This window comes from Pseudonocardia sp. ICBG1293 (assembly GCF_020131355.1).
In the GTDB taxonomy this organism is placed as follows: Bacteria; Actinomycetota; Actinomycetes; order Mycobacteriales; family Pseudonocardiaceae; genus Pseudonocardia.
Map to the genome: position 1 here is coordinate 794,296 of NZ_JAHLEL010000038.1, position 24,946 is coordinate 819,241.

The following is a 24,946-nucleotide window of genomic DNA, read 5'->3' on the forward strand; positions in this document are numbered from 1 at the left end:
ACCGTTCCCGCACGTCGGGGTGGTCCTGGTCGCATGTTACCCACTGGTAGCACCTCCGGATGACAGGATGCGCGACGACGCGGAAGACAGGGTTGTCGAACAGGAGGTTGCAGCGTGGCACGTGAGTTCCGGACCGTCGGAGTGGTCGGCCTCGGCACGATGGGGGCGGGCATCGTCGAGGTCTTCGCCCGCAACGGTCTCGACGTGATCGCGGTCGAGGTGGACGAGGCGGCGGGGGAGCGCGGCCGGGCCCACCTGGCCGCCTCGACCGACCGGGCCATCGAGCGCGGCAAGCTCACCCGTGAGCAGGCCGACGAGCTCCTCGGCCGCATCACCGTCACCACCACCCTGGCCGACCTGGCGCCGGCGCAGCTGGTCGTGGAGGCCATCCCGGAGAGCCTGGAGGCCAAGACCGCGCTGCTCGCCGAGGTCGACAAGGTCGTCGCCGAGGACACCGTCCTGGCCTCGAACACCTCCTCGCTGTCGGTCACCGAGCTGGCCGTGCGCACCACGCGCCCGGGCAAGGTCGTCGGGATGCACTTCTTCAACCCGGCGCCGGTGCAGAAGCTGGTCGAGGTCGTGCGGACCGTCGTCACCGAGCCCGACGTCATCTCCGACGTCCAGGCGTTCGCCGACTCCCTGGGCAAGGTCCCGGTCGTCATCGGCGACCGCGCCGGCTTCATCGCCAACGCGCTGCTGTTCGGCTACCTCAACCACGCCGCGAAGATGTACGCCGAGCGCTACGCCAGCCGCGAGGACCTCGACGCCGGCATGCGCTACGGCTGCGGCTACCCGATGGGCCCGCTGGCCCTGCTCGACCTCATCGGCCTCGACACCGCCTACGAGATCCTCGAGACGATGTACGGCGAGTCGCGCAACCTGATGCACGCACCGAACCCGGTGTTCAAGCAGATGATCACCGCCGGTCTGCTCGGCCGGAAGACCGGCCGCGGCTTCTACACCTACTCCGCCCCGCACAGCTCGACCGTCGTCGCCGACGGCGAGACCCCCACGTCCGCGGTGCCCGAGGACGTGACCCTGCGCGAGGTGGCCCGGGTCGGCGTCATCGGCACCGGGACGATGGCCTCGGGCATCGTCGAGGTGTTCGCCAAGGCCGGGTACGACGTCGTCGTGCGCGGGCGCAGCGACTCCAAGGTCGAGGGCTCGGTGGCGCTGGTGCGCAAGTCCCTGGACAAGGCCGTCGCCCGCGGCAAGCTGGACGAGGCCGGCCGGGACGCGGTGCTCGCCCGGATCAGCGGCACCACCGCGCTGGAGGACATGGCCGAGGTCGACCTGGTGGTCGAGGCCGTGGCCGAGGAGCTCGACGTGAAGCGGGCGATGTTCGCCGCGCTCGACGAGATCTGCAGGCCCGGTGCGATCCTCGCGACGACCACGTCGTCGTTGCCCGTCGTCGAGTGCGCCGCGGTCACCCAGCGCCCCGGCGACGTGGTCGGCATGCACTTCTTCAACCCCGCGCCGGTGATGAAGCTGGTCGAGGTCGTGTCCACGATCGGCACCTCGCGCGACGTGTCCGCCACGATCCTCGACGTGTGCCGGAAGCTGAAGAAGGTGCCGGTCAGCTGCGGCGACCGCGCCGGGTTCATCGTCAACGCGCTGCTGTTCCCGTACCTGAACGACGCGGTGAAGATGCTGGAGGCGCACTACGCGACCGCCGACGACATCGACGCGGCCATGAAGACCGGCTGTGCGCTGCCGATGGGGCCGTTCGAGCTGCTCGACGTCGTCGGGCTCGACGTGTCGCTGGCCATCGAGCGGTCCCTGCACGCCGAGTTCCACCAGGCCGGGTTCGCCCCCGCGCCCCTGCTGGAGCACCTGGTCACCGCGGGCCGGCTCGGGCGCAAGACCGGTCACGGGTTCCGCGACTACACCAAGCGCTGAGCGACACCGCTGTCCCTGGGACACTGGGGACATGGCAGGACGGCGCGCGCGACGGCCCCGCCCCTCGGAACGGGGGCGGGGCCGTCCCGTGGCGCCACCGCTGGGCAGCGGGATGACGACCGACCTCGAGAGCGGGCGCGACGGCGAGCACTACGTCCGGCGGGTCCCGGGGGGCACCACCGTCAAGCACTACCGGTGCCCCGGCTGTGACCAGCTGCTGCCCTCGGGGATGCCGCACGTGGTCACCTGGCCCGCCGAGGACGGCCGCGGGGTCGAGGAGCGGCGGCACTGGCACCTGCCGTGCTGGAACGCGCGCGACCGTCGTCGCGCGGGGTTCCGCCGGCGCTGAGCCGCCCGCCGGTCTAGCGGGTGCGGGCGGCGCGCTTGGTGCCGTTGTAACCGCCGCGGGACCGCGGGGACGGCCGCGAGCGGCCGGATCCGGAGGACCCGCCGCCGGGGGACCCGCTCGTGGGCGCGGACTCGCCCTCCGCGGCCGGGACGGAGCGACCCTCCTTCGCCGCCACCGCCTCCTCGACCGTGCGGGGTGCGGCGGCGGGGGTGTCGCCGGCGGGGGCGGCGACGGGGTCCGGGGCCCCGTCGAGGGCGTCCACCGCCGTGGCGGCGGGGGCCGCGGTGGGTCGTGGCCGGGGGGTCGGCCGGGTCCCGGTGGTGGGGCGCGCGGCCGGTGGCGTCCCGATGGTCTGCTCGGCAGGCACCGGACCCGCCTCGAGGCCGTCGACGCCGGAGTCGATGAGCGACCGGGCGGCCCGCAGCTGCTCGGCGACCCGCGCCCGCAGCCCGGCGAGCTGCTCGACGCGGCGCTGGGCGGCCGCGGTGGTCTCCTCGGCCTCCCCCCGGGCGTCGGACCGGATCTTCTCGCCGTCGGCGCGAGCCTGGTCCAGGTCGCGGCGGATCCGCTCCGCCGCCTCCCGCTCGCGGCGGGAGATGTCGGCCTCGAGCGCGTCGCGCTCGGCGAACAACGCGGTCAGGGCCTCGGAACGGCGCTGGTCCATCGCGATGCGGAAGTCGTGCTCGACCTGCTCGCGGTTCTCCCTGGCCTCGGTGTCGGCGCGGGTGATCCGGGCGGTGACGGTGCGCTCGGTCTCGGCGAGCTCCCGCTCGGTGGTGCTGCGCTGCTCGGCGAGATCGCGCTCGGTCCGCGCGCGCTGCTCGGCCAGCTCGGTCTCGGTGACGCGGCGCTGCTCGGCGAGCTCGGCCTCGACGCGCTCCCGCTGTTCGGCCAGCTCACGCTCGACGCGGGCCTGCTTCTCGTCGGCGGTGCGCTCACGCTCGGCGGCCCGGCGCGCGGTCTCGGCGGCCCCGGCCTCGGCCTGCGCGACGGTCTGTTCCGCCCGGGCGCGGGCGTCCTCGACGACGGCGCGGGCGTGCTCCTCGGCCTGGCGGCGCTGCTCGGCGACCTCGCGGTCCGCCGCGGCGTGCATCGCGGCGACCTCGTCCTCGGCGAGGCGCAGCATCGACCGGAGCCGCTCGCTCATGCCCTGCACGCTCTGCGGCGGGCCGGCGAGCCGGTTGACCTGCTGCTGCATCGCCTCGGTGCGGGAACGGGCGTCGTCGAGCTCGCGGCTCAGCCGGGTGTTCTGGGCGACGGCGGCGTCACGGTCGGCCGCCAGCATGCGCACCTCGGCGTCGAGCCGGCGCAGGTGACTGTCGACCTGCGCCTGGTCGTAGCCGCGGCGCGTGATCGAGAAACCGGTCCGGGGTACGGGCACATCGTGGTCACCGGCCATGTCGCTCACCGTACCGTCGCCGAGGTTCCACGGGCGTGAGTTCGGTACCGAGGGTCACGGGGTTCACCCGGCTATGGGCAGAGGCCCCGTCCGTGTGACACGGACGGGGCCTCCGGGTGGTCGACGGGGGCTCAGACCCCCCGGAACCGGTTGATGCCCGCGAGGTGCTTCTCCCGCTTCTGGGGGTTCGTCACGCCCAGTCCCTCCTCGGGGGCCAGCGCGAGGACGCCGACCTTGCCCTGGTGGAGGTTCTGCTTGACGTCGTTGGCGGCCTGCCCGGTCTCGGCCAGCGGGTACACCCGCGACAGCGTCGGGTGGATCATGCCCTTGGCCACGAGCCGGTTGGCCTCGTAGGCCTCGCGGTAGTTCGCGAAGTGCGAGCCGACGATCCGCTTGAGGTTCATCCACAGGTAGCGGTTGTCGAACTCGTGCATGTAGCCCGAGGTGGAGGCACAGGTGACGATCTGTCCGCCCTTGCGGGTGACGTAGACCGACGCACCGAAGGTCTCACGGCCCGGGTGCTCGAAGACGATGTCCGGGTCCTCGCCGCCGGTGAGCTCGCGGATCTTCGCGCCGAGCCGCTTCCACTCCCTGGGGTCCTGGGTGTTCTCGTCGGACCAGAACTTGTAGCCCTCGGCGTTGCGGTCGATGACCAGGTCCGCGCCCATGTCCCGGCAGATCTGCGCCTTCTCCTCCGAGGAGACGACGCAGATCGGGGTGGCGCCGCCGTTGAGCGCGAACTGGGTGGCGTAGGAGCCGAGGCCGCCGGAGGCGCCCCAGATCAGCACGACGTCGCCCTGCTTCATGTCGGCGCCGTTCTTCGACACCAGCTGGCGGTAGGCGGTGGAGTTGACCAGGCCCGGGGACGCGGCCTCCTCCCACGTGAGGTGGTCCGGCTTCGGCATCAGCTGGTTGGACTTGACCAGGGCCAGCTCGGCGAGGCCGCCGAAGTTGGTCTCGAAGCCCCAGATGCGCTGCTCCGGGTCCATCATCGTGTCCGAGTGCCCGTCCGGGCTCTCCAGCTCGACCGACAGGCAGTGTGCGACGACCTGGTCCCCCGGCTTCCAGCTGTTCACCCCCGGCCCGGTCCGCACGACGACACCGGCCAGGTCGGAGCCGACGACGTGGTAGGGCAGGTCGTGCCGCTTCGCCAGCGGCGAGAGCTTGCCGTAGCGCCGGAGGAAGCTGAACGTCGAGACCGGCTCGAAGATCGAGGTCCAGACGGTGTTGTAGTTGATGGCGCTGGCCATGACGGCCACCAGCGCCTCACCGGGGCCCAGCTCGGGGACCGGGACGTCCTCGACGCGCAGGCTCTTGCGCGGGTCCTTCTCCTTGGTGGTCAGACCCTCGAACACGTCCGCGTCCTCGGCGCGGACGGTGACGCCCTGGTAGTGCTCGGGCACCTCCAGGCCTCCGACGTCGGTGAACTGCCCGGCGAGGATGGCGTCGCGGATGTCCTTCACTGCTGGCCTCCGATGGCGACGTTGTCAGGGGAGTCGGGTGGGCTCACCCGGTGATGCTTGGGATACCGCAAGTTACTGCGTAGTATCTTAACCGTAGGTCGCCGGTGAGGGTGATACCCGAAGCGTGCTTCGTGATCCACCCCACCGGACGCCCGTACTGTCCTTCGGGACGGGGCCGTGCCGTGCCGGTCAGTGCGCGTCGGCGGCCGGCTCGACGAGCTCGACCAGGACCCCGCCGGCGTCCTTCGGGTGCACGAAGTTCACCTTCGAGTCCGACGTGCCGCGGCGCGGGGCGTCGTAGAGCAGGCGCAGGCCCTTGGCCCGCAGGGCGTCCGCCGCCGCGGCGACGTCGGTGACCCGGTAGGCGACCTGCTGCAGGCCCGGCCCGTTGCGGCCGATGAACTTCGCGATCGTCGAATCCTCGTTCAGCGGGGCGAGCAGCTGGACCTTCGTGGCGGAGGCGTCCTCGCCCGGTGCGCCCAGCATGGCCTCGCGCACTCCCTGCTCGGTGTTGGTCTCGGTGTGCACCGCGACCAGTCCCAGGTTGTCCGCGTACCAGCGGATGGCCTCGTCCAGATCGGGCACCGCGATGCCCACGTGGTCCACGGCCACGACCAGCGGCGACAGGGCGTCCTCGGTTGTCGTCATGAGGGCAGAAGCTACCGCTTCTACTCGCCGGTAGGATGCTGTGCCGCTGGTCACCCCCACCGTTCGGTGCGTCCGGACCGGCCGGGGCCGTGGGTATGGTGGCGGCCCACCTGACAACGAAGCCTGATGGAGGACCCCGTGTCCGGAACCGTGATCGTCGCCGGCGCCCGCACCCCGATGGGCCGTCTGCTCGGCTCCCTGAAGGGCTTCTCCGGGGCCCAGCTGGGTGGCGTCGCCATCAAGGCGGCGCTCGAGCGGGCCGGCGTGGCGCCCGAGCAGGTCCAGTACACGATCATGGGTCAGGTCCTCACCGCCGGCGCGGGCCAGATCCCGGCGCGTCAGGCCGCCGTCGAGGCGGGCATCCCGATGGACGTCCCCGCGCTGACCATCAACAAGGTCTGCCTGTCCGGCGTCGACGCCATCGCGCTGGCCGACCAGCTCATCCGCGCGGGCGAGTTCGACATCGTCGTCGCCGGTGGTCAGGAGTCGATGACCCAGGCGCCGCACCTGCTCGCGAAGTCCCGCGAGGGCACCAAGTTCGGTGACACCACGCTCACCGACCACATGGCCTACGACGGCCTGTTCTGTGCCTTCGACCAGGTCGCGATGGGCGCCTCCACCGAGAAGTACAACGAGCGCTACGGCCTGACCCGCGAGGAGCAGGACGCCTTCTCCGCCCGTTCGCACCAGCGCGCCGCCCGTGCCGCGCAGGACGGGACGTTCGACCAGGAGATCGCCCCGGTCGAGATCCCGCAGCGCAAGGGCGACCCGGTGGTGTTCTCCACCGACGAGGGCGTGCGCGGCGACACCACCGCCGAGGGCCTCGGCAAGCTCCGTCCGGCCTTCGCCGCCGACGGCACCATCACCGCGGGGTCGGCCTCGCAGATCTCCGACGGCGCGGCCGCGGTGGTCGTGATGAGCAGGGCCAAGGCCGAGGAGCTGGGCCTGGACTGGATCGCCGAGATCGGCGCGCACGGCGTCGTCGCCGGTCCGGACGCCTCGCTGCACGAGCAGCCGGCCAACGCCATCGCCAAGGCGTGCGAGAAGGAGGGCATCCAGCCCGCCGACCTCGACCTGATCGAGATCAACGAGGCGTTCGCCGCGGTCGGCATCGTCTCCGCCCGCAAGCTCGGGATCGACGAGGGGAAGGTGAACGTCGACGGCGGCGCCATCGCCCTCGGTCACCCGATCGGTATGTCCGGCGCGCGGATCGCGCTGCACCTGGCGCTCGCGCTGAAGTCGCGCGGCGGCGGCGTCGGTGCGGCCGCGCTGTGCGGCGGCGGCGGCCAGGGCGACGCGTTGATCGTGCGCGTCCCCCAGTCCTGATCTCCGTGTAGTCCACCTCGGCCCCCGCCCTCGGCGGGGGCCGACGTGCATCCGTCCCCCGACAAGGAGACCGACCGTGCCCGGACCGCCGGACCCCCAGGACCTGGTGGAGCGCGCCCGGCGCGGCCAGCAGCTCGCCGTCGCCCGGCTGATCTCGATGGTGGAGAACGCCGGGCCGCGGCTGCGGGAGGTGTCGGCGGCGCTGTCACCGCACACCGGCCGGGCACACGTCGTCGGGCTCACCGGGTCCCCGGGCGTGGGCAAGTCGACCTCCACGTCGGTGCTGGTCACCGAGCTGCGGGCGCGCGGCCGCCGGGTCGGGGTGCTGGCGGTCGACCCGTCCTCGCCCTTCAGCGGCGGGGCGCTGCTGGGCGACCGGGTGCGGATGGGCGAGCACGCGGACGACGACGGCGTGTTCATCCGGTCGATGGCCACCCGCGGGCACCTGGGCGGGCTGTCCTGGGCGACGCCGCAGGCGCTGCGGGTGCTCGACGCCGCGGGCTGCGACGTCGTGCTGATCGAGACCGTCGGCGTCGGGCAGTCCGAGGTCGAGATCGTCGGGCTCGCGGACAGCACCGTGGTACTGCTCGCGCCGGGGATGGGCGACGGCATCCAGGCGGCCAAGGCCGGGATCCTGGAGATCGGGGACGTCTTCGTGGTCAACAAGGCCGACCGTGAGGGCGCCCGGCGCACCGTGCGCGAACTGCGGAACATGCTGCACCTGCGCCAGCCGGAGAGCGGCGAGCCGTGGGAGCCGCCGGTCCTGTCGACCGTCGCGTCCCGTGCGGAGGGCATCGGGGCGGTGGCCGACGCCCTCGACGAGCACCTTGCCTGGGCCGAGAAGTCCGGGGAGCGGGAACGACGGCGCCGCGCGCGGGCGCGGCGCGAGATCGAGGGCATCGGGATGGAACAGGTCCGGGCCCGGATGGAACGCGTGCGTGGTGGCGACGCGCTCGACAGCCTCACCGAGCGGGTGCTGGGCGGCGAGCTGGACCCGTGGGCCGCCGCCGACGAGCTGCTGGAGCAGTCCGGCCGGGCCGACCGGCCCGGGTGAGGACCGGGCCCGCCCGGGGCGGACACGTCATCGCGTAACGGGGCGGTGCCGGCCCGCCACGTTCAGGGGACGGCGGCACCGGGCAGGGTCGCGAGCCGGTCGAGGACGCGCTGCGACCCGGTGCGCAGGGCGAGCGCCCTGGCCCTGGCATGGGCGGCTTCCGCGGCGGGACCGTCGCCCTCGCGCAGGGCGCGGAGCACGTCCTCCAGAGCGAGGTCGGTGCGTTCCCGGACCGGGCGATCCGGCCCGTCACCGTCGGCGGTGAGCCAGGCGGGGGCGGTGTGCACGTCGATGGCCGGGCGGTGTCCCGCGGCGGTCCGTCCGCGCTCCCGGGGCCCGTGGTCGGGACCGGCCCCCGGTGTCGCCTCGGTGCGCCCGGTCCCGGTGGCCGTGTCCCCGGTCGTCATGTCCCCGGTCGCGGTGTCCCCGGCCCCGGGGTCCGGGGTTCCGATGGTGCCGGTCCCGGCGCGCCCGGTCCCGGCGTCCGGGATCCGGGCGTCCGGGGTCCGGGCGCCCGTGCCCCCGGAGGTGCCCGTCCGTGCGTCCGCAGGTCTCGCGCGCGGTGCGGTCGGCGCCGGGCCGGCGCCCTGCGGGTCGGTGGCGGGCAGCTCGCTCAGCAGCCGATCGCGCCGGCCCCGGGCGGTGTCCGCCGTGGCCGGGTGCCCTCCGCGCAGGGCCGCGGACTCCGCCTCGACGTAGGCCTCCCACGCCCGGTCCGGCGCGGCCCGGTCGCGCTCCTGGTCCCCGAGCCGTAGTGCGGCCGCGGCGAGCAGCCCGGTGAGCACGCGCACCCGGCGCGGGTCCCGTGCGTAGGCGGCCGGTTCCCGCAGCTGGGCGACCACGGCGGCCACCGCGTGGTGGGCGGCGGCGGTGCCCAGCCGGTCGTCCAGCGCGGTGGTCGCCGCCCACTGGGCGCGCAGCAGGTCCAGCTCCTCGTCCCCGACGGCGGCCGCCCGCTCCAGCGCCGCGTGCAGCCGCGCCGCACCGTCGGTGGGCTCCGGGGCCGTCCCGTCGAGACCGAGCGCGGCGGGGGTGCTGCCGTACAGCTCGGCCAGCAGTGCGCGGTGGGTGGGGTCCGGGACGGCGTGACCGTTCTCCCAGCGCGACAGCTGGGTCTTCAGGCTCGCCGCCCGGGCGGTGCCGCCGGCCCCGGCGACCAGCGCGGCGAGCGCGCGGGCGGCCTCGGACTGCGACCACCCCCGCCGGTCGCGAGCTGCGCGCAGTGCGGCACCGGCACCGGGAGCGGGTCGGTCGGCAGTGGGCGGCGGCGGGGGCACGGGACCGATTCTGTCGGTGCACCGCCGTAGGGTCAACGGCATTGACGCACCAGGCGTCAACCCCCTCGACCCTCGGAGCGTGCCGTGGACCTCATCGACTATCTGGCGTGCGTGGGTCTGTCCGGCCTCAGCGGCGCGCTGGCCGGGCGGGCCGCGGTGCGGCGGATGCTGTGGACCCGGCCACCCCGCGGGTCGGTCATGCGCAGCTGGCGCGGTGGTGGCCCGCCGGGCGGGCCGCGGCGGCGGAGACGGGCCGGCTGAGGGGGAGGGTCAGGCGAAGTCGCCCGCGGCGCGGCGCACCGAGCGCAGCAGCGTGGTCAGCTGCTCTTCCTCGGCCGGGGCCAGTCCGCTCAGGCCGAAGTCGATCGCGGTCACCGCGCCGGTGGCCTTCTCCAGCCGCGCGCGCCCCTCGGTCGTCAGCTCGACCAGGGTGGCGCGCCGGTCGGTCGGGTGCGGCATCCGGCGTACGAGGTCGTCCCCCTGCAGCCGGTCGACGATGTTGGTCACGCTCGTCGGGTGCAGCTGCAGGCGCTCGCCCATCACCCGCATCGGGAGGCTGCCGCGTCGGGCGAAGTCGAGCAGGACCAGCGCCTCGTAGCGGGCGAAGGTCAGCCCGTGCGGCCGCAGCGCCGCGTCCACGGCCGACAGCAGGATCTGCTGCACCCGCATCACACTGGTGACCGTCGCCATCGTGCGGGCGGGGCCGACCCGCTCCTCCCAGAGCTCGGCCGCACGCTGGATCGGGTCGAAGGGGAGCGACCCGCGGGATGCCATGGCCCGACGCTAGCAAGTGCCGTGACCGGCTCCGATCCGCGTGCCGGGCGTGGCGCGGTGTCGGCATGCTCTTCGCCTTCAGCATCGCCCCGTCCGGATCGGACTCCGGGGACGGCAGTGTCGGTGCCGCCGTCGCCGAGGCCGTCCGGGTGGTCCGCGAGTCCGGCCTGCCGAACGAGACCACCTCGATGTTCACCACGATCGAGTCCGAGACCTGGGACGAGGGGATGGCGGTGGTCAAGCGGGCCGTCGAGGCCGTCACCGCCGTCTCACCGCGCGTCAGTCTGGTCCTCAAGGCCGACATCCGGCCCGGTCACCGGGGCCAGCTGCGGGCCAAGGTGGAGCGGGTCGAGCAGCACCTGCGCGCGGACGGCGCGTGAGCGGCCCGACCGCACCGGGGACCGGGGTCGCCGGGCCGGCCCGGGTCGTGCTGGTGCACGGCGCCTGGCACCGCGGTGTGTCGTGGGCTCCGGTGCGGGAGGTCCTCGCGGCCCGGGGGGTCGAGGCGGTCGCGCCGGACCTGCCGTCCGACGTCGCGGGGGTCGGCCACGCCGAGCTCGTCGCGGCGGTCCTGGCCGCGACACGGCACGACCCCGAAGGGATCCCGGCCCGGCCCGGCACCGCGACGACCGGCACCGGGGACCGGGACGGCGGGCCGCCGGTGGTGCTGGTCGGGCACTCGCTCGGCGGGCTCGTCGCCGCCGCGGCCGCCGGCCGGATCGCCGAGCGGGTCCGTGCCCTCGTGCTCGTCGGGGCGCTCGTCCCCGAGCCGGGGCGCCCGTACCGGGACCGGCTGCGTGCCGAGCGCGACCTGATGGTCCCCGGCTACGACGCCGGGGTCCGGCGCGGGGAGGGGGTCGCTACGTACTGGCCGGACGTGCGGACGGTCGCCGACGGGCTGTACCGCGGAGCCGCCGAGGAGCTCGCCGCGCAGGGACGGGACGGGCGGGGTGCGGTCGCCGCGGCGGCCGCGGAGCTGCGCCCGCAGGACTGGTCGCTGCTCGTCGAGCCGTGCCCGCTGTCGTCGTGGCCCGCGGTGCCGACGGTGTCGGTGCTGTGCACGGGGGACCGGGTCGTCGACCCCGTCGCGGGACGGCGGGAGGCGGACCGGGTGGGGGCCCGCCCGGTGGAGCTCGCCGGCGGGCACTTCCCGATGCTCACCCGGCCCGGGGAGACGGCGGACCTGCTCGCCGGGCTCGCCGCGCCGGCCTGACGGCGCAGCGCGCGGGCCCGGGACGACGACGGCCGGTGACGGGAGTCCCGTCACCGGCCGTCGGGCGCCGGACCGGGTCCGGCAGCCGTGTCGTCGTCGCGGCGGACCGCGCGCAGATCCGCCGTCAGCCGGCCATGATCGTCGAGAAGTAGTACACACCGGCGAGGATGCCGACGAAGCTGACGGTCATGCCGATCTGGGCGAGCTTCGTCATGCCCGGCTTGCGGTAGGCGAGGAAGCCGGTGACCAGGCCCGCGGCACCCAGGATCCAGGCGGCGATCGGGACGAGGAACGCGGCGATCGCGATGATGCCCAGCGCCACCGACGCGTAGGCCAGGGTCGGCTTGTCGGTCGTCTGCATGTTGCTCATCGGGGTGGAGCCCTCCGTTGTGCGCCGGGGTGCCGGCGGTCGTTCTGTCGGGGAAGGGGACCGCGGGTGGGACGACCGGGGGAACGCCCCGCCGCGATCACGCAGAGTCAACATCGAGGCCCTGCAGGGTGTTCAACGAGTGACCGGGCCCGGTGTTGCTCCGCCGGTTCGGTGATCGTGCCCGCCCCGCCCCGGCTCGGCCCGGCCCGGCCCCATGTCCGTGCCCGCCTCCGGCCCCGGTCCGCCTCCGGCCCCGGGGCGCCGTGGTCCCCCGCTGCGCACCGCGACCGGCCCGGTCCGGCCGGTGGGGACGCGCGGTGATCCGTCGCCCGCGCGCGGCCGGACGCGCGCGGGCGACGGATCACCGCGCGGACGACGGATCACCGGCCCGGGTGCGGACGGCCGGGCGGGGGATCGGCGGGCGGGGGTGTGTCGTCGCGCGGGTTGTAGATCACCGTGGTGACCGCGGCTCCCGCCCGGTCCCGATGAGGGGCGGAGCCCGCCGGCCGGGGGAACGCACGCGTCGCGCGCGGGGGCGCGTGTCACGGGGCGGGGCGTGTCACGCCCGGCACGCGGACGTGCCAGGATGGACCACGTGTCTCGCCCAGATCCTCGTCAGGCGGCCCAGCGTGCGGCGATGTCCTCGGCCATGGCCGGGGCGGTCGACCTCTCCGGGCTGAAGGCCCGTGCCGATGCGGCGAACCGGCCGGCTCCGGCCGGCGGTGCCACGGGCGGTCCGCCCCAGCCCGGCGGGGCCGAGGGTGCCTGGGTCGTCGACGCGACCGAGCAGGGCTTCCAGAACGAGGTCCTCGAGCCGTCGCTGCAGGTGCCGGTCGTGGTCGAGCTCTGGGCCAGCCGCTACCCCCGCGAGGAGCAGCTGTCGGCCGAGCTCGAGCGGCTCGCCACCACCGGTGGTGGCGCGTGGCGCCTGGCCCGGGTCGACATCGACACCCAGCCCCGGGTCGCCCAGGCGTTCGGCGTCCAGCAGGTCCCGATGCTGGTCGTGCTCGTCGGCGGGCAGCCGGTGGACGCGGTCAACGGCGCGATCCCCGAGGACCGTGCCGCCGAGTGGGTGACCTCGCTGCTCGACGCGCTGCGCGACCGGATGCCCGCGATCGCCGAGGGTGAGCGCCGGGCGGCCGCGGCAGGCTCCGACGAGCCCGTCGAGGAGCCCGAGGACCCGCGCTTCACCGCCGCGGAGGACGCCCTGGAACAGGGTGACTACGCCGCCGCCGAGGCCGCCTACACCGCGATCCTCGACGCCGAGCCCGCCCACGAGCAGGCCAGAGCCGCGCTGGCGCAGGTCCGCTTCCTGGCCCGCGCCGAGCAGGCCGACCCGTCGTCGATCGAGCGGGCCGACGCCGCCCCCGACGACGTCGACGCCCAGCTCGTCGTGGCCGACGCGGAGCTGGCCGCCGACCGGGTCGAGGCCGCCTTCACGCGGCTGGTCGGCACCGTCGCCCGGACCGCGGGCGACGACCGCGACCGGGCCCGCGGGCACCTCGTCGGGCTCTTCGAGCTCTTCCCGGCCGACGACCCGCGGGTCGCCACGGCCCGGCGGGCACTCGCCCGCGCCCTGTTCTGAGCCGGCCCTCTCGATGACCCACCGGCCGCAGCCGGTCCGTCCGCGGCCGGCGGTGCCGGGGACACGGCGGGTCGGACGGCAGGTCGCGCGGTGACCTCGGACCTCCACCCCGGGCCCGCGGCGACCGATCCCGTCCGGCCACGGTGGACCGTGCGGACGGCCCGGGGGGCGGGGGCGGTGCGCGACCGCGTCCACCGCCTCGTCCGACCGGTGGCGCCGGTCGTCGCCGTCACCGCGCTGGTCACCGCGGCGCTGCTGTTCGCGCTGGGCGGCCCGCCGCTGCTGCGCTGGATCCCGGCGACCGACATCGCGCGGATGCACGTCGACTTCGACACCTTCCGGGCCTCGGCGTACGCGCTGGTCCAGCACGGCCCGGGCGGCGCCGCGATCTACGACACCGGCGCCCGGCTGCACAACCTCAACCCGCCGCTGCTGTCGGTGCTGCTCGCGCCGCTGGCCCTGGTCGACCCGGTCACCGGCTACCGGCTGCTGACGGCGCTGTCGGTGCTGCTCGTCGCCGGGTCGGTGCTGCTGGTCTGCCGGGAGCTGCGGACAGGCCGCGGCTGGACGGCCGGTGCGCTCGTGGTGGTGCTGGCGTCGTCGCCGTTGCACGGCACCCTGCTGCTGGGCCAGATCTACCCGCTGCTGCTCCTCGGCCTGACCGTGGGCTGGGTCGCCGAACGGCGCGGGCACCCGCTGCCGGCCGCCGTCTGCTACGGCGTCACGGTCGCCCTGAAACCCTCGCTGGCGCCGGTGCTGCTGCTCCCCGCGGCACAGGGCCGCGGACGGCCGTTCGCGGCCGGGATCGCCGCCGCGGCGGTCGCGACGCTCCTCGGCGTCGCCGTCGCCGGGTGGCCGACGGCGTTCCAGTGGCTGGCGATGGCACTGGCCGAGCCGGTCGGGCCCACCCCGGACAACGCCTCCCTCCCGGGGCAGGCACTGCGGTGGGGGCTCCCGACCGTCGTCGGCACCCTGGTGGGAGCGGCGGTCGTGATCGGCACGCTCGTCCACCTCGGGCGGCGCACCCGCCGGTACGGCCTGCACCCGGCCGCCGGTACCGATCCCGGTGGCACGGCGCTGTTCGCGGTCCTCGCCACCGGTCTGCTGGCCGCGCCGATCGCGTGGCACAACTACCTGCTGCTGCTCGTCCCTGGCCTGCTGGCGCTCGCCGCGTCCGGGCGGGCGGGGGACACCCGCCGCCGGGTCGTCGTCGCGATCGGGTGCCTCGCCGTCGTCCCGGTGAGCTGGTCGGACCTCTGGGCCGACGGCGGGTGGGCGACCCCGCTCGGGCGGGCGCTCTACACGGCCGTGTTGCTGGTGGTCTGGTGGTCGCTGCTGCGCCCGGCCACCGGTCCGGTTCCGGCGGAGTCTTCCGCTCTGCGGAAGGGTTGACCCGCGCACCGGCCTGACCGGCCAGAATCCGCGCCACCCGAGACGCGAGGAGGCTCCCGGATGGCGCCGACGTCAGGGTCCGAGCCCACGGGCGGACCCATCACCGCGCCCGACCCGGCCCGGCACGGCGGCTGGGTGGCCCCGCTGTGCTGGTCCGCGGTGGCACTCGAGGGCTTCGACCTGGTGGTGCTCGGTGTGGTGCTGCCGTCACTGCTGGAGGAACCGACCTGGGGCCTGACCCCGGCGACGGCGTCGCTGGTGTCCACGGCGGGGCTGCTCGGTGTGATGGCGGGCGCCCTGTCGGCGGGCCCGCTCGCCGACCTGGTCGGGCGGCGCCGGGCGATGCTGGCCACCGTCGTCGCCTTCTCGGTGCTGACCCTGCTGTGCGCGGTCGCGACCGGCCCGTGGACGTTCGGCGCACTGCGCTTCCTCGCCGGGCTCGGCCTGGGCGGGGTGCTGCCGGTGGCGCTGGCGATGGTGAACGAGCACAGCAGGCCCGGGCGCGGCGGGAGCGCGACGACCGTCCTGATGACCGGCTACCACGTCGGCGCGGTGGCGACCTCGCTGCTCGGCATCCTGGTCATCCCCGTCTGGGGGTGGCGGCCGATGTTCGTGCTCGGCGCGCTCCCGGCGATCGTGCTGGTCCCGCTGCTGGCCCGGTACCTGCCGGACACGCTCCCCGCCGCGGCCCGCGCGACGGCCGCACCGGCCGGGCCGCGCTCGCGCAACCCGGTCGCCCAGCTCGTCCGCGACGGCTACCTGCGCGCGTCGGTGGCGTTCTGGGTCGCCTCGTTCATGGGGCTGCTGCTGGTCTACGGCCTCAACACCTGGCTGCCGCAGATCATGCGGGTCGCCGGCTACGGCCTGGACGCGGCGCTGGCCCAGCTGCTGGTGCTGAACGTCGGCGCGATCGTCGGTCTGCTCGTCGCGGGCCGGGTCGCCGACCGGATCGGGCTGCGCACGGCGGCGGCAGGCTGGTTCGTCGCGGGCGCGGTGTTCCTGGCGCTGCTCGCGGTGCCCCTGCCCGGCGGCGGGATCTACGTGAGCGTGCTGCTCGCCGGCGTGTTCGTGTTCAGCTCGCAGGTGCTGGTCTACGCGTTCGTCAGCCGGCACTACCCCGACCATGCGCGGGCCTCGGCGCTGGGCGCCGCCAGCGGGATCGGCCGGCTCGGTGCGATCTGCGGGCCGCTCCTCGGCGGGGCGCTGCTCACCGCGGGCCTCGCATATCCGTGGGGCTTCTTCGCCTTCGGGGCGGTCGCCGCCCTGGGAGCCGTGGCGGTGCTGGCGGTGCCCGGCGACCGGCAAGTGTCGGGGTGAGCCGATGGCGCGCATCTGGGTGGGGCCCGACGACGAGACCTTCCGCAGGCCACCGGGGCCGGCCGGCCGGCCGGCGGCGGACGCACCGGTGACGGGAGGGCCGGGACCGGCGCGGCCGCCGGTCACCGACCGGACGGGGGCCGCACCGCGGGGCGTCGAGGGGGCACCCGGACCGCACCGGCCCGGTGCCGCACCCCGCGTCGCGCAGGGGGCACCCGACCCGCGTCGCGCCGGGGGAGGGCCGGGCCCGCACCGGTCCGGACCCGCGCCCCGGGACACCCCGGGCGCGGGCGGTCCGCACCGGCCCGGTACCGGGCCCGGCGGTCCCGGCCGGTCCGGTGCCGGACCCGGCGGACCCGGCGGACCCGGCCGCTGACCGGGACCGGCCCGGTGCGGTGACCGCGCCGGCCCGGGGCCGGTGCGATCGCCCGCGGGTCCGTGACCGGTGGCGCGGGCCGGGGCGGCCGGCCGGGCACCGGGGCGGGAGCTCAGTCGTCCGCGGTGGTCCCGGTGTCCGAGGCGCCGGTCCCCGAGCTCCCGTTCACGAACGAGCCGGTGCGCACCGCCCGGGCACCGACGGTGCCGGGCGCGGGTGCGACCGAGGTCGAGACCGGAGCGGTGTCCGGGCCGTCCTCGGTGTCGTCCGGTCCCGGGTCGACGACGTCGACCGGGGCGGCGGGGACCCGCAGGTCGTCGTCCGGGGTCACCGGTGCCTCGACGTCGGTGTCCTCCGGCTCGTCGGGTACCGCGGCGGGCGGCAGCGGCGACGGGACCGTCGCCACCGGGGCCGTCTCCTGCGCCGGGGCGGACAGCACCGGGCCGCCGGTCTCCTCCGGCACCAGCCACAGCACGCCCGACGGCGGGAGCCGCAGCACCGCCGATGCGGGCTGGCCGTGCCACATGACCTGCTCGCCCGCGACCCGGCCGAGGTTGCCCACCCCGGACCCGCCGTAGGCCGACGCGTCGGTGTTGACCACCTCGGTCCAGTTCCCGGCGAACGGCAGACCCACCCGGTAGTCCTCGCGCGGGGCGCCGGAGAAGTTCGCGACGCAGGCCAGCACGGTCGCCCGTCCCTCGGCGTCCACGCCGTGACGCAGGAACGAGAACACGTTGCCCTGCGCGTCGTTGGCGTCGATCCAGGCGAAGCCGTCCGGGGTGGTGTCGCGCGACCACAGCGCCGACTGCGCGCGGTAGGTCCGGTTCAGGTCCCCGACCAGCGTGGTGATCCCACCGTGCAGCGGGTCGTCGCTCTGCAGGTGCCAGTCCAGCGAGCGCTGCTCGGACCACTCGCGCGGCTGCCCGAACTCACCGCCCATGAACAGCAGCTGCTTGCCCGGGTGCGCCCACATGTAGGCCAGCAGCGCGCGGACCCCCGCGGCCCTGTTCCAGTCGTCGCCGGGCATCCGGGTCCACAGCGACCCCTTGCCGTGCACGACCTCGTCGTGGCTGATCGGGAGCACGTAGTTCTCGCTGAAGGCGTACATCAGCGAGAACGTCATCTGGTTGTGGTGGTAGCTGCGGTGGATGGGGTCGCGCCCGGTGTAGTCGAGCGTGTCGTGCATCCAGCCCATGTTCCACTTGAGCCCGAACCCGAGGCCGCCCATGTAGGTCGGCCGGGTGACGCCCGGCCAGGCGGTGGACTCCTCGGCGATCGTGACCACGCCCGGGTGCTCCCGGTAGACGGTCGCGTTCATCTCCTGCAGGAAGGCCACCGCGTCGAGGTTCTCCCGGCCGCCGTGGACGTTGGGCAGCCACTGGCCGTCGGCCCGGGAGTAGTCGAGGTAGAGCATCGAGGCCACGGCGTCGACGCGCAGGCCGTCGATGTGGAACGACTCCAGCCAGTACAGCGCGTTCGCGACGAGGAAGTTGCGCACCTCGTTGCGGCCGAAGTCGAACACGAGCGTGCCCCAGTCGGGCTGCTCACCGCGGCGCGGGTCGGCGTGCTCGTAGCAGGCGGTGCCGTCGAAGCGGGCCAGCGCCCACTCGTCGCGCGGGAAGTGCGCCGGCACCCAGTCGACGATCACGCCGTAGCCCGCGCGGTGCAGCCGGTCGACGAAGTACCGGAAGTCGTCGGGTGTGCCGAACCGCGAGGTCGGGGCGAAGTACGAGGTCACCTGGTAGCCCCACGACCCGCCGAACGGGTGCTCGGCCACCGGCAGCAGCTCGACGTGGGTGAAGCCGGTGGTGTCCAGGTAGGCCACCAGCCGCTCGGCGATCTCGCGGTAGTCCAGCCCCGGCACCCAGGAACCGAGGTGCATCTCGTAGACGCTCATCGGCTCCGCGTGCGGACGGCGCCGCGCGCGGTCGGCCATCCACTCGTCGTCGCCCCACTCGTGGACGTCGCGGGTGACCACCGACGCCGTCTGCGGCGGGATCTCGGTGGCGAAGGCCATCGGGTCGGCCTTGTCCCGCCACCGGCCGTCGGGGCCCAGGATGCGGAACTTGTAGCGGTCGCCGACACCGACGCCGGGCACGAACAGCTCCCAGACGCCGGAGCCGCCCAGCGAGCGCATCGGGAGCGCCCAGCCGGCCCAGCCGTCGAAGTCACCGGTGACCCGCACACCGCGGGCGTTCGGGGCCCAGACGGCGAAGCTGGTCCCGGCCACCGTGCCGGAGGGGGTGTCGTAGTCCCGGACGTGTGCGCCGAGGACGTCCCACAGTCGTTCGTGCCGTCCCTCGCCGATGAGGTGCAGGTCCATGTCGCCGAGCGTCGGCAGCCAGCGGTACGGGTCGTCGACCGTCTGCTCGGTCGTGCCGCCGGCGCCGTCGCCGTAGGTCACGAGCAGCCGGTAGTCACCGCCGGAGCCGGGGACGAGGCCGGAGAACAGTCCGGCGTCGTGCACCTTCGTCAGCTCGCTGGCCTGCGCGCGGTCGCCGTTGAGCAGCACGGCCACCGAGACCGCGTGCGGGCGCAGGACACGGACCACGGTGCCGTCGACGTGCGGATGCGCGCCGAGCACCGAGTGGGGGTCGTGGTGGGCACCGCCCAGGATCCGGTCGGTCGTCGCCGGGTCCGGTGCGTGCGCATCGGTCTCGGAGCGGGTCGCTCGGGTCTCCTCGGAGGTCACTGCGGAACCGTACTGCGGGTGACCGGAACCCGCCGCGCGCGGTCGCACAGTGTTGCCGGATCGCAGTCGAGCGTGAGCGGACCGGGTCAGCGGCGCCCGCGCGCGGTGCGCCGGTGACGGTCCAGCGCCCGTTCCAGGGCCGCGTGCAGCGCCCCCGCGGCCACGTCCCAGGTCTGCCGGGCGGCGCGGGCCCGCACCGCGTCGGAGCGGGCGGACCAGGTCGTGTCCAGTGCGGCCACGGCGGCGGCGAACCCGGCGTCGTCACCGGGGGCGACGAACACCCCGGCGTCGCCGGCGACCTCCCGGAAGGCCGGGATGTCGCTGACGACCACGGGGCAGCCCCGCGCCATGGCCTCCAGGACCGGCAGCCCGAACCCCTCGTCGCGGGAGGCGGAGACCAGCGCGGTGGCGCCGTCGAGCAGGGCGCGGTAGCCGTCGTCGTCGACCCCGTCGTGGAACACCGGCCGTGCCGGCGCGGCGAGCCGCTCCAGCTCCGCCCGCACGCCGGGCGGCACGGGCGAGACCAGGTGCAGCTCGTGGTCGGGGAGCCGGGCGGCGGCCCGGGCCAGGGTCGCGACGTCCTTGTAGGGCATGAACGACCCGGCGTAGACGATCCGGCCGCCCGGCGGGCGGGAGCGGGCCGGGGTGCCGGGCGGCAGGTGGAAGTCGGTGGCGTCCGGGACGACGGCGACCTCCCGGCGGGACAGCCGGTGCTCCGCGACCAGGCCCGCGGTGGCGGTGGACACGCACGCGACGGCGTCGGCGCCGGCCAGCAGCAGCCGCTGCGGCCACCAGGACAGGTGGTAGGCCCGCCACACCGCCCGCACCGGTGCGGGCAGCCACGGCGGCGGAGCCGGGTGCCGGTAGTAGATGAGGTCGTGCACGGTCAGCACGACCGCGTAGCGGCGGCCCAGCGTGCCCATCGTCTGCATCGGGCTGAACACGACCACATCGGGTGACCCGTGGGTGCCGGACGTGCCGGCGATGATCCGGTTCACCCGCCGCGCGAGCAGCGGCTCCCCGGGCCCGGTGGGGGCGGGCAGGGTGTGTGCGGGCCGGTCGGGCAGCCCGTCGCGCTGCCGCGGGTCGGACACCAGCAGCTCCACCGGGGTGATCCGGTCCAGCGCACGGACCAGTCCGGTGGTGTAGCGGCCGATGCCGTCCGGGCGGCCGGGACGGATGTAGCGGCAGTCGACGAGCACCCTCACCGCGCCAGGAAACCCCGTATCTCGCGGGCCGCCCACGCCGGGGCCTCGTAGTGCACGAGGTGGCCGGTGCGCGGCAGCAGGACCAGCCGGGCGTCGGGGAAGGCCGCGGCCAGCGCGTGCTGCCCGGCCGGTGGGGCGACCCGGTCACGGGCCCCGGCCAGCAGCAGCGTCGGCACCGTGATCCGCGGTGCCCACGGCCGGACCGAGCCGGAACCGGCGGCACGGAAGCACTCCAGCAGCGCCGTCGTCGTGGCGAAGGTGCCGAAGTGGGCGCGGTGCTCGCCGGCGATCCAGTGCCGCAGCAACGGGTCGCGGGTCGTCGCCATGGTGACGGTCGCCGCGTCGGCGAGCAGGCGGTGTCGCAGCACACCGTCGAGCCCGAGCCGGGCTGCGCCCTCGTGCAGGGCCGCGGTCACCGTGGTCCCGATCCCGGTGACCCCGCCGGCCGACGACGCCGGCTCGGCGATCGGGTTGACCAGTACGAGGGCGCGCGGTGTGGTCGCGGCGGCCGCGCAGACCGCCGCGGCGACGATCGAGCCGAACGAGTGCCCCAGCAGCACCGTGTCCGGGCCGAGGTCGGCGAGCAGCGCCGAGGCCCAGCGGGCGTAGCCGTCGACGTCGTGGGCGCGGTCGGTGAACGGCGGCGACGCCCCGAACCCGGGCAGGTCCGGCACGACGACGCGGTACCCGGGCAGCCGTGACGCCAGCGGCGCGAGCCCGTGGTGGCTGCCGCGCAGCCCGTGCAGCGCCAGTACCGGCGCCCCGGCCGGGTCACCGAAGGTGTGCACGACGGTGGCCGCCCCGTCGACCGTGGTCTCCCGGGCGGGGGTCAGCGTCGCGGTCACCGCCGGGTGTCCGCGTGCCGGCGGGCGCGGCGCGCCGCGCGGAACGCGCGCACCGGCACGACCGGGCGGGCCTTCGTCCGGTACAGCTCCTCGAAGGTGTCCACCGTGGTCGCCAGTGAGTGCTCGGAGGCGATCTGCAGGCTCGCGGCCCCCAGCTCGGCCGCGCCGTCGGGGTCGCCGAGCACGCGGGCCAGCCGGTCGGCGAGCGCGGCGACGTCGCCGTGCGGGTAGCGCCAGCCGTTCACCCCGGGACGGGCCAGGTGCGGCAGCGCACCCGCGTCGACGGCGACGACCGGCTTCCCGGTCGCCATCGCCTCCAGCGTCACCAGGCTCTGCAGCTCGGCGGTGCCGGCGTTGCAGAACACGTCCAGGGCCGGGTAGACGTCGGGGATCTCGTCGTCGGTGAGCCGGCCGGTGAAGGTGACCGCGTGCTCCAGGTGCCGCTCGCGGACCAGCGCACCCAGCCGTGCCCGCTCCTCGCCCTCCCCGACCACGACCAGCTGGGCGTCGGGCACCGCGCCGGCGCGCAGCAGCGCGGTGGCGCGGATCAGCTCGTCGACGTGCTTCTCGCGGTCCAGCCGCCCCACGAAGCCGACCAGCGGGGCGTCGGCGGGGATGCCGTGCCGGGCCCGGAACGCCGGCCCGCGTCCGGTGGCGTCGGGCCGGAACCGGCCCAGGTCCAGGCCGTTGGAGACCGGCAGGACCGGGCCGGGGACCCCGCCCTGCTCGGCCATCGACGCGGCCAGCGGGGTCGGGGCGGTGACCAGCCCGGCGCGAGACAGCACCCGCACCGCGTCCCACCAGAACAGCTTCTTCAGCCCGGACTCGGGCAGGTGCAGGAAGCTGATCGCCGGGATGATGTTCTCCGGGATCATGTGCGTGGTCGCCATCGACGGGATGCCGAGGTCGGCGGCGGCGGTCAGCAGCATCCGGCCGAGCACCATGTGGCTCTGCACGTGCACCACGTCCGGCCGGACCCGGCGCAGGATCGTGCGGCAGGTCTGCCGCAGGCCGGGCGGCGGGCACAGCCGGAAGCCCGGCGGCTTGGGGACGCGGCAGGAGCGGACCCGGTGCTCGGTCACCGGCCCGACCCGGCGCGGTCCGTGGCTGCGCAGGCCGCGCGACGGTGCGACCACGTGCACCTCGTGCCCGCGGGCGGCGAGCTCGGCCGCCAGCCGCTGTCCGGCGTAGCTGGCCCCGTTGACGTCCGGTGCCCAGGTGTCGGCCCCGATCAGGACGCGCACGCGTTCTCCTTCCGCGAGGTCGGGGGGTGGGGTGAGCGGGACCGGAGCCATACGGCGCGCCCGGCCACCAGCACCAGGCCGACGCCCAGTCCCACCGCCACGATGATCCACGGCCGGTGGGCCAGCTCCGCGGCGAACCGGCCCCCGACCACCCAGCCGATCCCCACCAGCAGTGCGGAGCGCACCGCCGTCAGCGGGACCACCCAGGCCATGAACCGCCGGTACGGCACCCCGGCCAGGCCGAGGGCCAGGAACGCGGGGATCGCACCGACGTCCACCAGTTTCGCGCCCAGCACCATCCGGCCGGGACTGCCCCCCACCTTCTCGCGCAGGAGCTCGCCACGGCGCTCGGTCAGACCCAGCCGGACCAGCAGCGGGGCGACCCGTGGACGGCGCCCGCCGCGGCCGAGGAGGTAGAAGACGGTGTCGGCGACGACGTCGGCGGCGAACGCCACCAGCCACACCACCCACCAGTCGAGCAGCCCGGCGCCGGCGAGCGAGCCCGCGACGACGCTGACCACCGGTCCCTCCGCCAGCACACCGAGGAAGAGCACGGCCAGCGTGACGCCCAGCGTGGGCCCGTCGGGTCGCTGGACCAGGCCGAGGACCCCGTCCAGTCCGTCCACACCGAGCAGACCGGCCGGGGTCACGACAGGTCCTCGGGCCGAACGGCGGGTGGTCGTCTCACGGTGGGTGTCCTCCTGGTCGGGAGGATTCCACGATCCCGCGCCGGGCCGCCCGGGGAGTCGGGCGTCGCCCCGGCGTCGTGGTGCGGAAGCTCCGGTGACCACCGGGTGTCGCCGGCGGCCCGGACGTGCTACGCGGTGGTGCCCCGCTCGATCGCCGCGAGCGGGATGGGCAGCCAGGTCGGACGGCTACGGGTCTCGTAGAGCACCTGGTAGACGGCCTTGTCCAGCTCGTAGGCGCGCAGCAGCGCGGCGTGCGCGCGCGGGTCCGCACCGGCCCGGGCGGCGTAGCCCGCGCAGAACGCGTCGCGGTTCGCGGCCGACCATTCGTGAGCCAGACGTGCCTCGGCGGTGTCCGAACCGAGATCTGCTCCGGGCGTGTCGGACCGGGTCAGCAGGTGGTGGAAGGCCGCGTAGTCGAAGGAGAACAGCATCCCGACGACGTCGCGCACCGCGGAGTCCGGCGCGCGCCGCTCCTGCGGGGAGGCGGCCGGCTCGCCCTCGAAGTCGATGATCAGCCAGCGGCCGTCCGGGCGGCGCAGCGTCTGCCCCAGGTGCAGGTCGCCGTGCACCCGCTGCACGACGACGGGCGCGCCGAGCGCGGCGACCTCGTCGTAGACGGCGCGGATCGCGGGCACGTGCGGGGCGAGTACGGGCACCTGCGCGGCGACCTCGGTGCACCGGCGGGTCCAGTACGCGGCCAGCTCGCGCGGGTCGGTCTCGGTGGTGCCGAGCTCGGTGCGCAGGGCGACGTGCACGTCGGCGAGCGCCTCGCCGAGCGCATGGGCGTCGCCGGTGAAGTCGCTCCGGTCGCGGACGGCCGCGGTGGCCCGCTCCCAGCCGTCGTGCGACCCGGCCGCGAACTCCTGCAGCAGGGCGAAGGTGGCGGGTTCGCCGTCGAGGACACCCTCGATGCCACCCTGCAGCGCCGCGACCGACGTCGACCCGGCGGCGCGCAGTGCCCGGTGCAGCTCGAGGTCGGGGTTCAGGCCCGCCGACAGCCGCCGGTAGACCTTGAGGATGGAGCGCTCGCCCCAGCGGACCGAGGTGTTGGACTGCTCGGCGTCGACGACGCGGCCGGTCTCGGACAGCGGCAGCTCCGCGCCCGGCTCGGGCACGAAGGACAGGTCGCCCGCGGTGGCGCCCTCGGCGACCAGCCGCAGCAGCAGCGCGGTGACGGCCGGGTCGTGCAGGCCGTCGTAGAGGACCTGCCCGTCGTGCTCGCCGATCGGTGCGGCCCCGACCGGGGCGTGCGGGGCGCGGGCCACCAGCAGCTGGTACCGGCGGTCCGGACCGTCGGCGAAGGACACCGCGAGGACCAGCACCTCGAGCCCGGAGACCCCCTCGGGGGTGGGCAGCGGGTGCCGCGATGCCACGGCGACGCCGGTCAGCGGACGTCCCTTCTCGGCGAACCAGCGACGCCCGGGCAGCCAGTCGCGCAGCAGGCCCGGGAGCGCCGTCAGGTCCTCGGAAGCTCCGGTCGGCCGCACGCGTCGTCCCCCTCCCGCCGGGTCGTCCGCCCGGCCTGTGACACCCAGCGCGGGCCGTGGACGGGTGCCGCCGCCACCACGTCGGGTACCGGTCGGCGCCACCCGGGCCCGCAGGCGGAAACCCTAACCGGGACAGGCCGACCCGGCCGGGTCAGGAGGTGAGGCGGACGGTACTGTCCGTGTCGGAACGACCACCCGTTGGTCACGGGCGGTGATCGCGCTTCTGTCGGGCATCTCCGTGCCCGGAAACCCATACTGGACGTGGTGCCCTCGGGTGCCCGCGATGGTGCGCACGCGCCCGCGTGCGGATCGCCGTCGCCGGGCGCACCGTGGGGCCGT

The 24,946-nt window shown here is 75.3% G+C and carries 22 protein-coding genes; 10 read left to right on the plus strand and 12 right to left on the minus strand.

Features of this window, described 5'->3' with window-relative positions:
• The first annotated feature begins 114 nt into the window (after positions 1-114).
• Together KPF47_RS17460 and KPF47_RS17465 are read left to right on the plus strand one after the other, a co-directional pair.
• Entirely contained in the window at positions 115-1,899 is a 1,785-nt protein-coding gene (locus KPF47_RS17460; RefSeq protein WP_224389800.1) for a 3-hydroxyacyl-CoA dehydrogenase family protein, read from the plus strand.
• Positions 1,900-1,987: 88 nt separating this feature from the next.
• On the plus strand, positions 1,988-2,248 hold the full coding sequence (locus tag KPF47_RS17465; RefSeq protein ID WP_224389801.1) for a hypothetical protein: 261 nt from the start codon (positions 1,988-1,990) through the stop codon (positions 2,246-2,248).
• Between the two features lie 13 nt (positions 2,249-2,261).
• Here KPF47_RS17465 and KPF47_RS17470 read toward each other — a convergent pair whose 3' ends face one another.
• The 3 genes from KPF47_RS17470 to mce form a co-directional block, all read right to left on the minus strand.
• Positions 2,262-3,647 carry a hypothetical protein gene (locus KPF47_RS17470; protein ID WP_224389802.1) on the minus strand — a complete coding sequence of 462 codons (1,386 nt, stop codon included), beginning with the start codon at positions 3,645-3,647 and terminating at the stop codon, positions 2,262-2,264.
• Between the two features lie 131 nt (positions 3,648-3,778).
• Positions 3,779-5,110, minus strand: a complete 1,332-nt coding sequence (gene ccrA, locus KPF47_RS17475) for a crotonyl-CoA carboxylase/reductase (RefSeq protein WP_224389803.1) — start codon at positions 5,108-5,110, stop codon at positions 3,779-3,781.
• Positions 5,111-5,299: 189 nt separating this feature from the next.
• On the minus strand, positions 5,300-5,758 hold the full coding sequence (mce, locus tag KPF47_RS17480; RefSeq protein ID WP_224389804.1) for a methylmalonyl-CoA epimerase: 459 nt from the start codon (positions 5,756-5,758) through the stop codon (positions 5,300-5,302).
• 138 nt (positions 5,759-5,896) lie between these two features.
• Here mce and KPF47_RS17485 point away from each other — a divergent pair, with 138 nt between their 5' ends.
• A complete protein-coding gene (locus tag KPF47_RS17485; protein WP_224389805.1) occupies positions 5,897-7,084 on the plus strand; it encodes an acetyl-CoA C-acetyltransferase in 1,188 nt (395 codons plus the stop codon).
• A gap of 76 nt (positions 7,085-7,160) precedes the next feature.
• The gene (gene meaB / locus KPF47_RS17490) at positions 7,161-8,138 is read left to right on the plus strand and encodes a methylmalonyl Co-A mutase-associated GTPase MeaB (RefSeq protein ID WP_224389806.1); all 978 of its coding nucleotides are present in this window, start codon (positions 7,161-7,163) and stop codon (positions 8,136-8,138) included.
• A 62-nt stretch (positions 8,139-8,200) separates the two neighbouring features.
• On the opposite strand, the gene KPF47_RS17495 is transcribed toward meaB, so the two are convergent.
• Complete coding sequence (locus KPF47_RS17495) at positions 8,201-9,415, minus strand: hypothetical protein (protein WP_224389807.1); 1,215 nt, start codon at positions 9,413-9,415, stop codon at positions 8,201-8,203.
• An 84-nt stretch (positions 9,416-9,499) separates the two neighbouring features.
• Between KPF47_RS17495 and KPF47_RS17500 the strand changes: the two genes are divergently transcribed.
• Positions 9,500-9,676 (plus strand): hypothetical protein, encoded by a 177-nt coding sequence (locus KPF47_RS17500; RefSeq protein WP_224389808.1) that lies wholly within the window; start codon positions 9,500-9,502, stop codon positions 9,674-9,676.
• Between the two features lie 9 nt (positions 9,677-9,685).
• Here the strand turns inward: KPF47_RS17500 and KPF47_RS17505 are convergent, their stop codons facing one another.
• Complete coding sequence (locus tag KPF47_RS17505) at positions 9,686-10,189, minus strand: MarR family winged helix-turn-helix transcriptional regulator (protein ID WP_224389809.1); 504 nt, start codon at positions 10,187-10,189, stop codon at positions 9,686-9,688.
• A gap of 65 nt (positions 10,190-10,254) precedes the next feature.
• On the opposite strand from KPF47_RS17505, the gene KPF47_RS17510 reads away from it, so the two are divergent.
• The gene (locus KPF47_RS17510) at positions 10,255-10,569 is read left to right on the plus strand and encodes a thiamine-binding protein (RefSeq protein ID WP_224389810.1); all 315 of its coding nucleotides are present in this window, start codon (positions 10,255-10,257) and stop codon (positions 10,567-10,569) included.
• A complete protein-coding gene (locus tag KPF47_RS17515; protein WP_224389811.1) occupies positions 10,566-11,402 on the plus strand; it encodes an alpha/beta fold hydrolase in 837 nt (278 codons plus the stop codon). The genes KPF47_RS17510 and KPF47_RS17515 overlap by 4 nt, the downstream gene beginning before the upstream one ends.
• 124 nt (positions 11,403-11,526) lie before the next feature.
• On the opposite strand, the gene KPF47_RS17520 is transcribed toward KPF47_RS17515, so the two are convergent.
• Positions 11,527-11,772: a hypothetical protein gene (locus KPF47_RS17520; protein ID WP_020623302.1), complete on the minus strand. Its 246-nt coding sequence runs from the start codon at positions 11,770-11,772 to the stop codon at positions 11,527-11,529.
• Positions 11,773-12,409: 637 nt separating this feature from the next.
• Here KPF47_RS17520 and KPF47_RS17525 point away from each other — a divergent pair.
• The 3 genes from KPF47_RS17525 to KPF47_RS17535 all read left to right on the plus strand — a co-directional run bounded on the left by KPF47_RS17525 (position 12,410) and on the right by KPF47_RS17535 (position 16,066).
• Entirely contained in the window at positions 12,410-13,357 is a 948-nt protein-coding gene (locus tag KPF47_RS17525; RefSeq protein WP_224389812.1) for a tetratricopeptide repeat protein, read from the plus strand.
• Positions 13,358-13,447: 90 nt separating this feature from the next.
• Positions 13,448-14,749: a glycosyltransferase family 87 protein gene (locus KPF47_RS17530; protein WP_224389813.1), complete on the plus strand. Its 1,302-nt coding sequence runs from the start codon at positions 13,448-13,450 to the stop codon at positions 14,747-14,749.
• A gap of 60 nt (positions 14,750-14,809) precedes the next feature.
• Positions 14,810-16,066, plus strand: coding sequence for an aromatic acid/H+ symport family MFS transporter (locus KPF47_RS17535; protein ID WP_224389814.1), 1,257 nt, complete (start codon positions 14,810-14,812; stop codon positions 16,064-16,066).
• A gap of 488 nt (positions 16,067-16,554) precedes the next feature.
• Here the strand turns inward: KPF47_RS17535 and glgB are convergent, their stop codons facing one another.
• The 6 genes from glgB to KPF47_RS17565 form a co-directional block, all read right to left on the minus strand.
• The gene (glgB, locus tag KPF47_RS17540; RefSeq protein ID WP_224389953.1) at positions 16,555-19,059 is read right to left on the minus strand and encodes a 1,4-alpha-glucan branching protein GlgB; all 2,505 of its coding nucleotides are present in this window, start codon (positions 19,057-19,059) and stop codon (positions 16,555-16,557) included.
• Positions 19,060-19,220: 161 nt separating this feature from the next.
• On the minus strand, positions 19,221-20,342 hold the full coding sequence (locus KPF47_RS40195) for a glycosyltransferase family 1 protein (protein WP_224389815.1): 1,122 nt from the start codon (positions 20,340-20,342) through the stop codon (positions 19,221-19,223).
• Complete coding sequence (locus KPF47_RS17550; protein ID WP_224389816.1) at positions 20,339-21,187, minus strand: alpha/beta fold hydrolase; 849 nt, start codon at positions 21,185-21,187, stop codon at positions 20,339-20,341. The genes KPF47_RS40195 and KPF47_RS17550 overlap by 4 nt, the downstream gene beginning before the upstream one ends.
• Entirely contained in the window at positions 21,184-22,431 is a 1,248-nt protein-coding gene (locus KPF47_RS17555; RefSeq protein WP_224389817.1) for a glycosyltransferase, read from the minus strand. Before KPF47_RS17555 ends, KPF47_RS17550 begins: the two co-directional genes overlap by 4 nt.
• Entirely contained in the window at positions 22,419-23,081 is a 663-nt protein-coding gene (locus KPF47_RS17560; RefSeq protein WP_224389818.1) for a DedA family protein, read from the minus strand. Before KPF47_RS17560 ends, KPF47_RS17555 begins: the two co-directional genes overlap by 13 nt.
• Before the next feature lie 167 nt (positions 23,082-23,248).
• Positions 23,249-24,607, minus strand: coding sequence for an aminoglycoside phosphotransferase (locus tag KPF47_RS17565; RefSeq protein WP_224389819.1), 1,359 nt, complete (start codon positions 24,605-24,607; stop codon positions 23,249-23,251).
• Between the last annotated feature and the right edge of the window lie 339 nt (positions 24,608-24,946).

Bases quoted from the DNA above. Each gene is read 5' to 3' on its own strand.
- KPF47_RS17470 (WP_224389802.1), bottom strand. From the start codon at position 3,647: ATGGCCGGTGACCACGATGTGCCCGTACCCCGGACCGGTTTCTCGATC.
- mce (WP_224389804.1), bottom strand. From the start codon at position 5,758: ATGACGACAACCGAGGACGCCCTGTCGCCGCTGGTCGTGGCCGTGGAC.
- KPF47_RS17505 (WP_224389809.1), bottom strand. From the start codon at position 10,189: ATGGCATCCCGCGGGTCGCTCCCCTTCGACCCGATCCAGCGTGCGGCC.
- KPF47_RS17510 (WP_224389810.1), top strand. From the start codon at position 10,255: ATGCTCTTCGCCTTCAGCATCGCCCCGTCCGGATCGGACTCCGGGGAC.
- KPF47_RS17520 (WP_020623302.1), bottom strand. From the start codon at position 11,772: ATGAGCAACATGCAGACGACCGACAAGCCGACCCTGGCCTACGCGTCG.
- KPF47_RS17525 (WP_224389812.1), top strand. From the start codon at position 12,410: ATGTCCTCGGCCATGGCCGGGGCGGTCGACCTCTCCGGGCTGAAGGCC.
- KPF47_RS17535 (WP_224389814.1), top strand. From the start codon at position 14,810: ATGGCGCCGACGTCAGGGTCCGAGCCCACGGGCGGACCCATCACCGCG.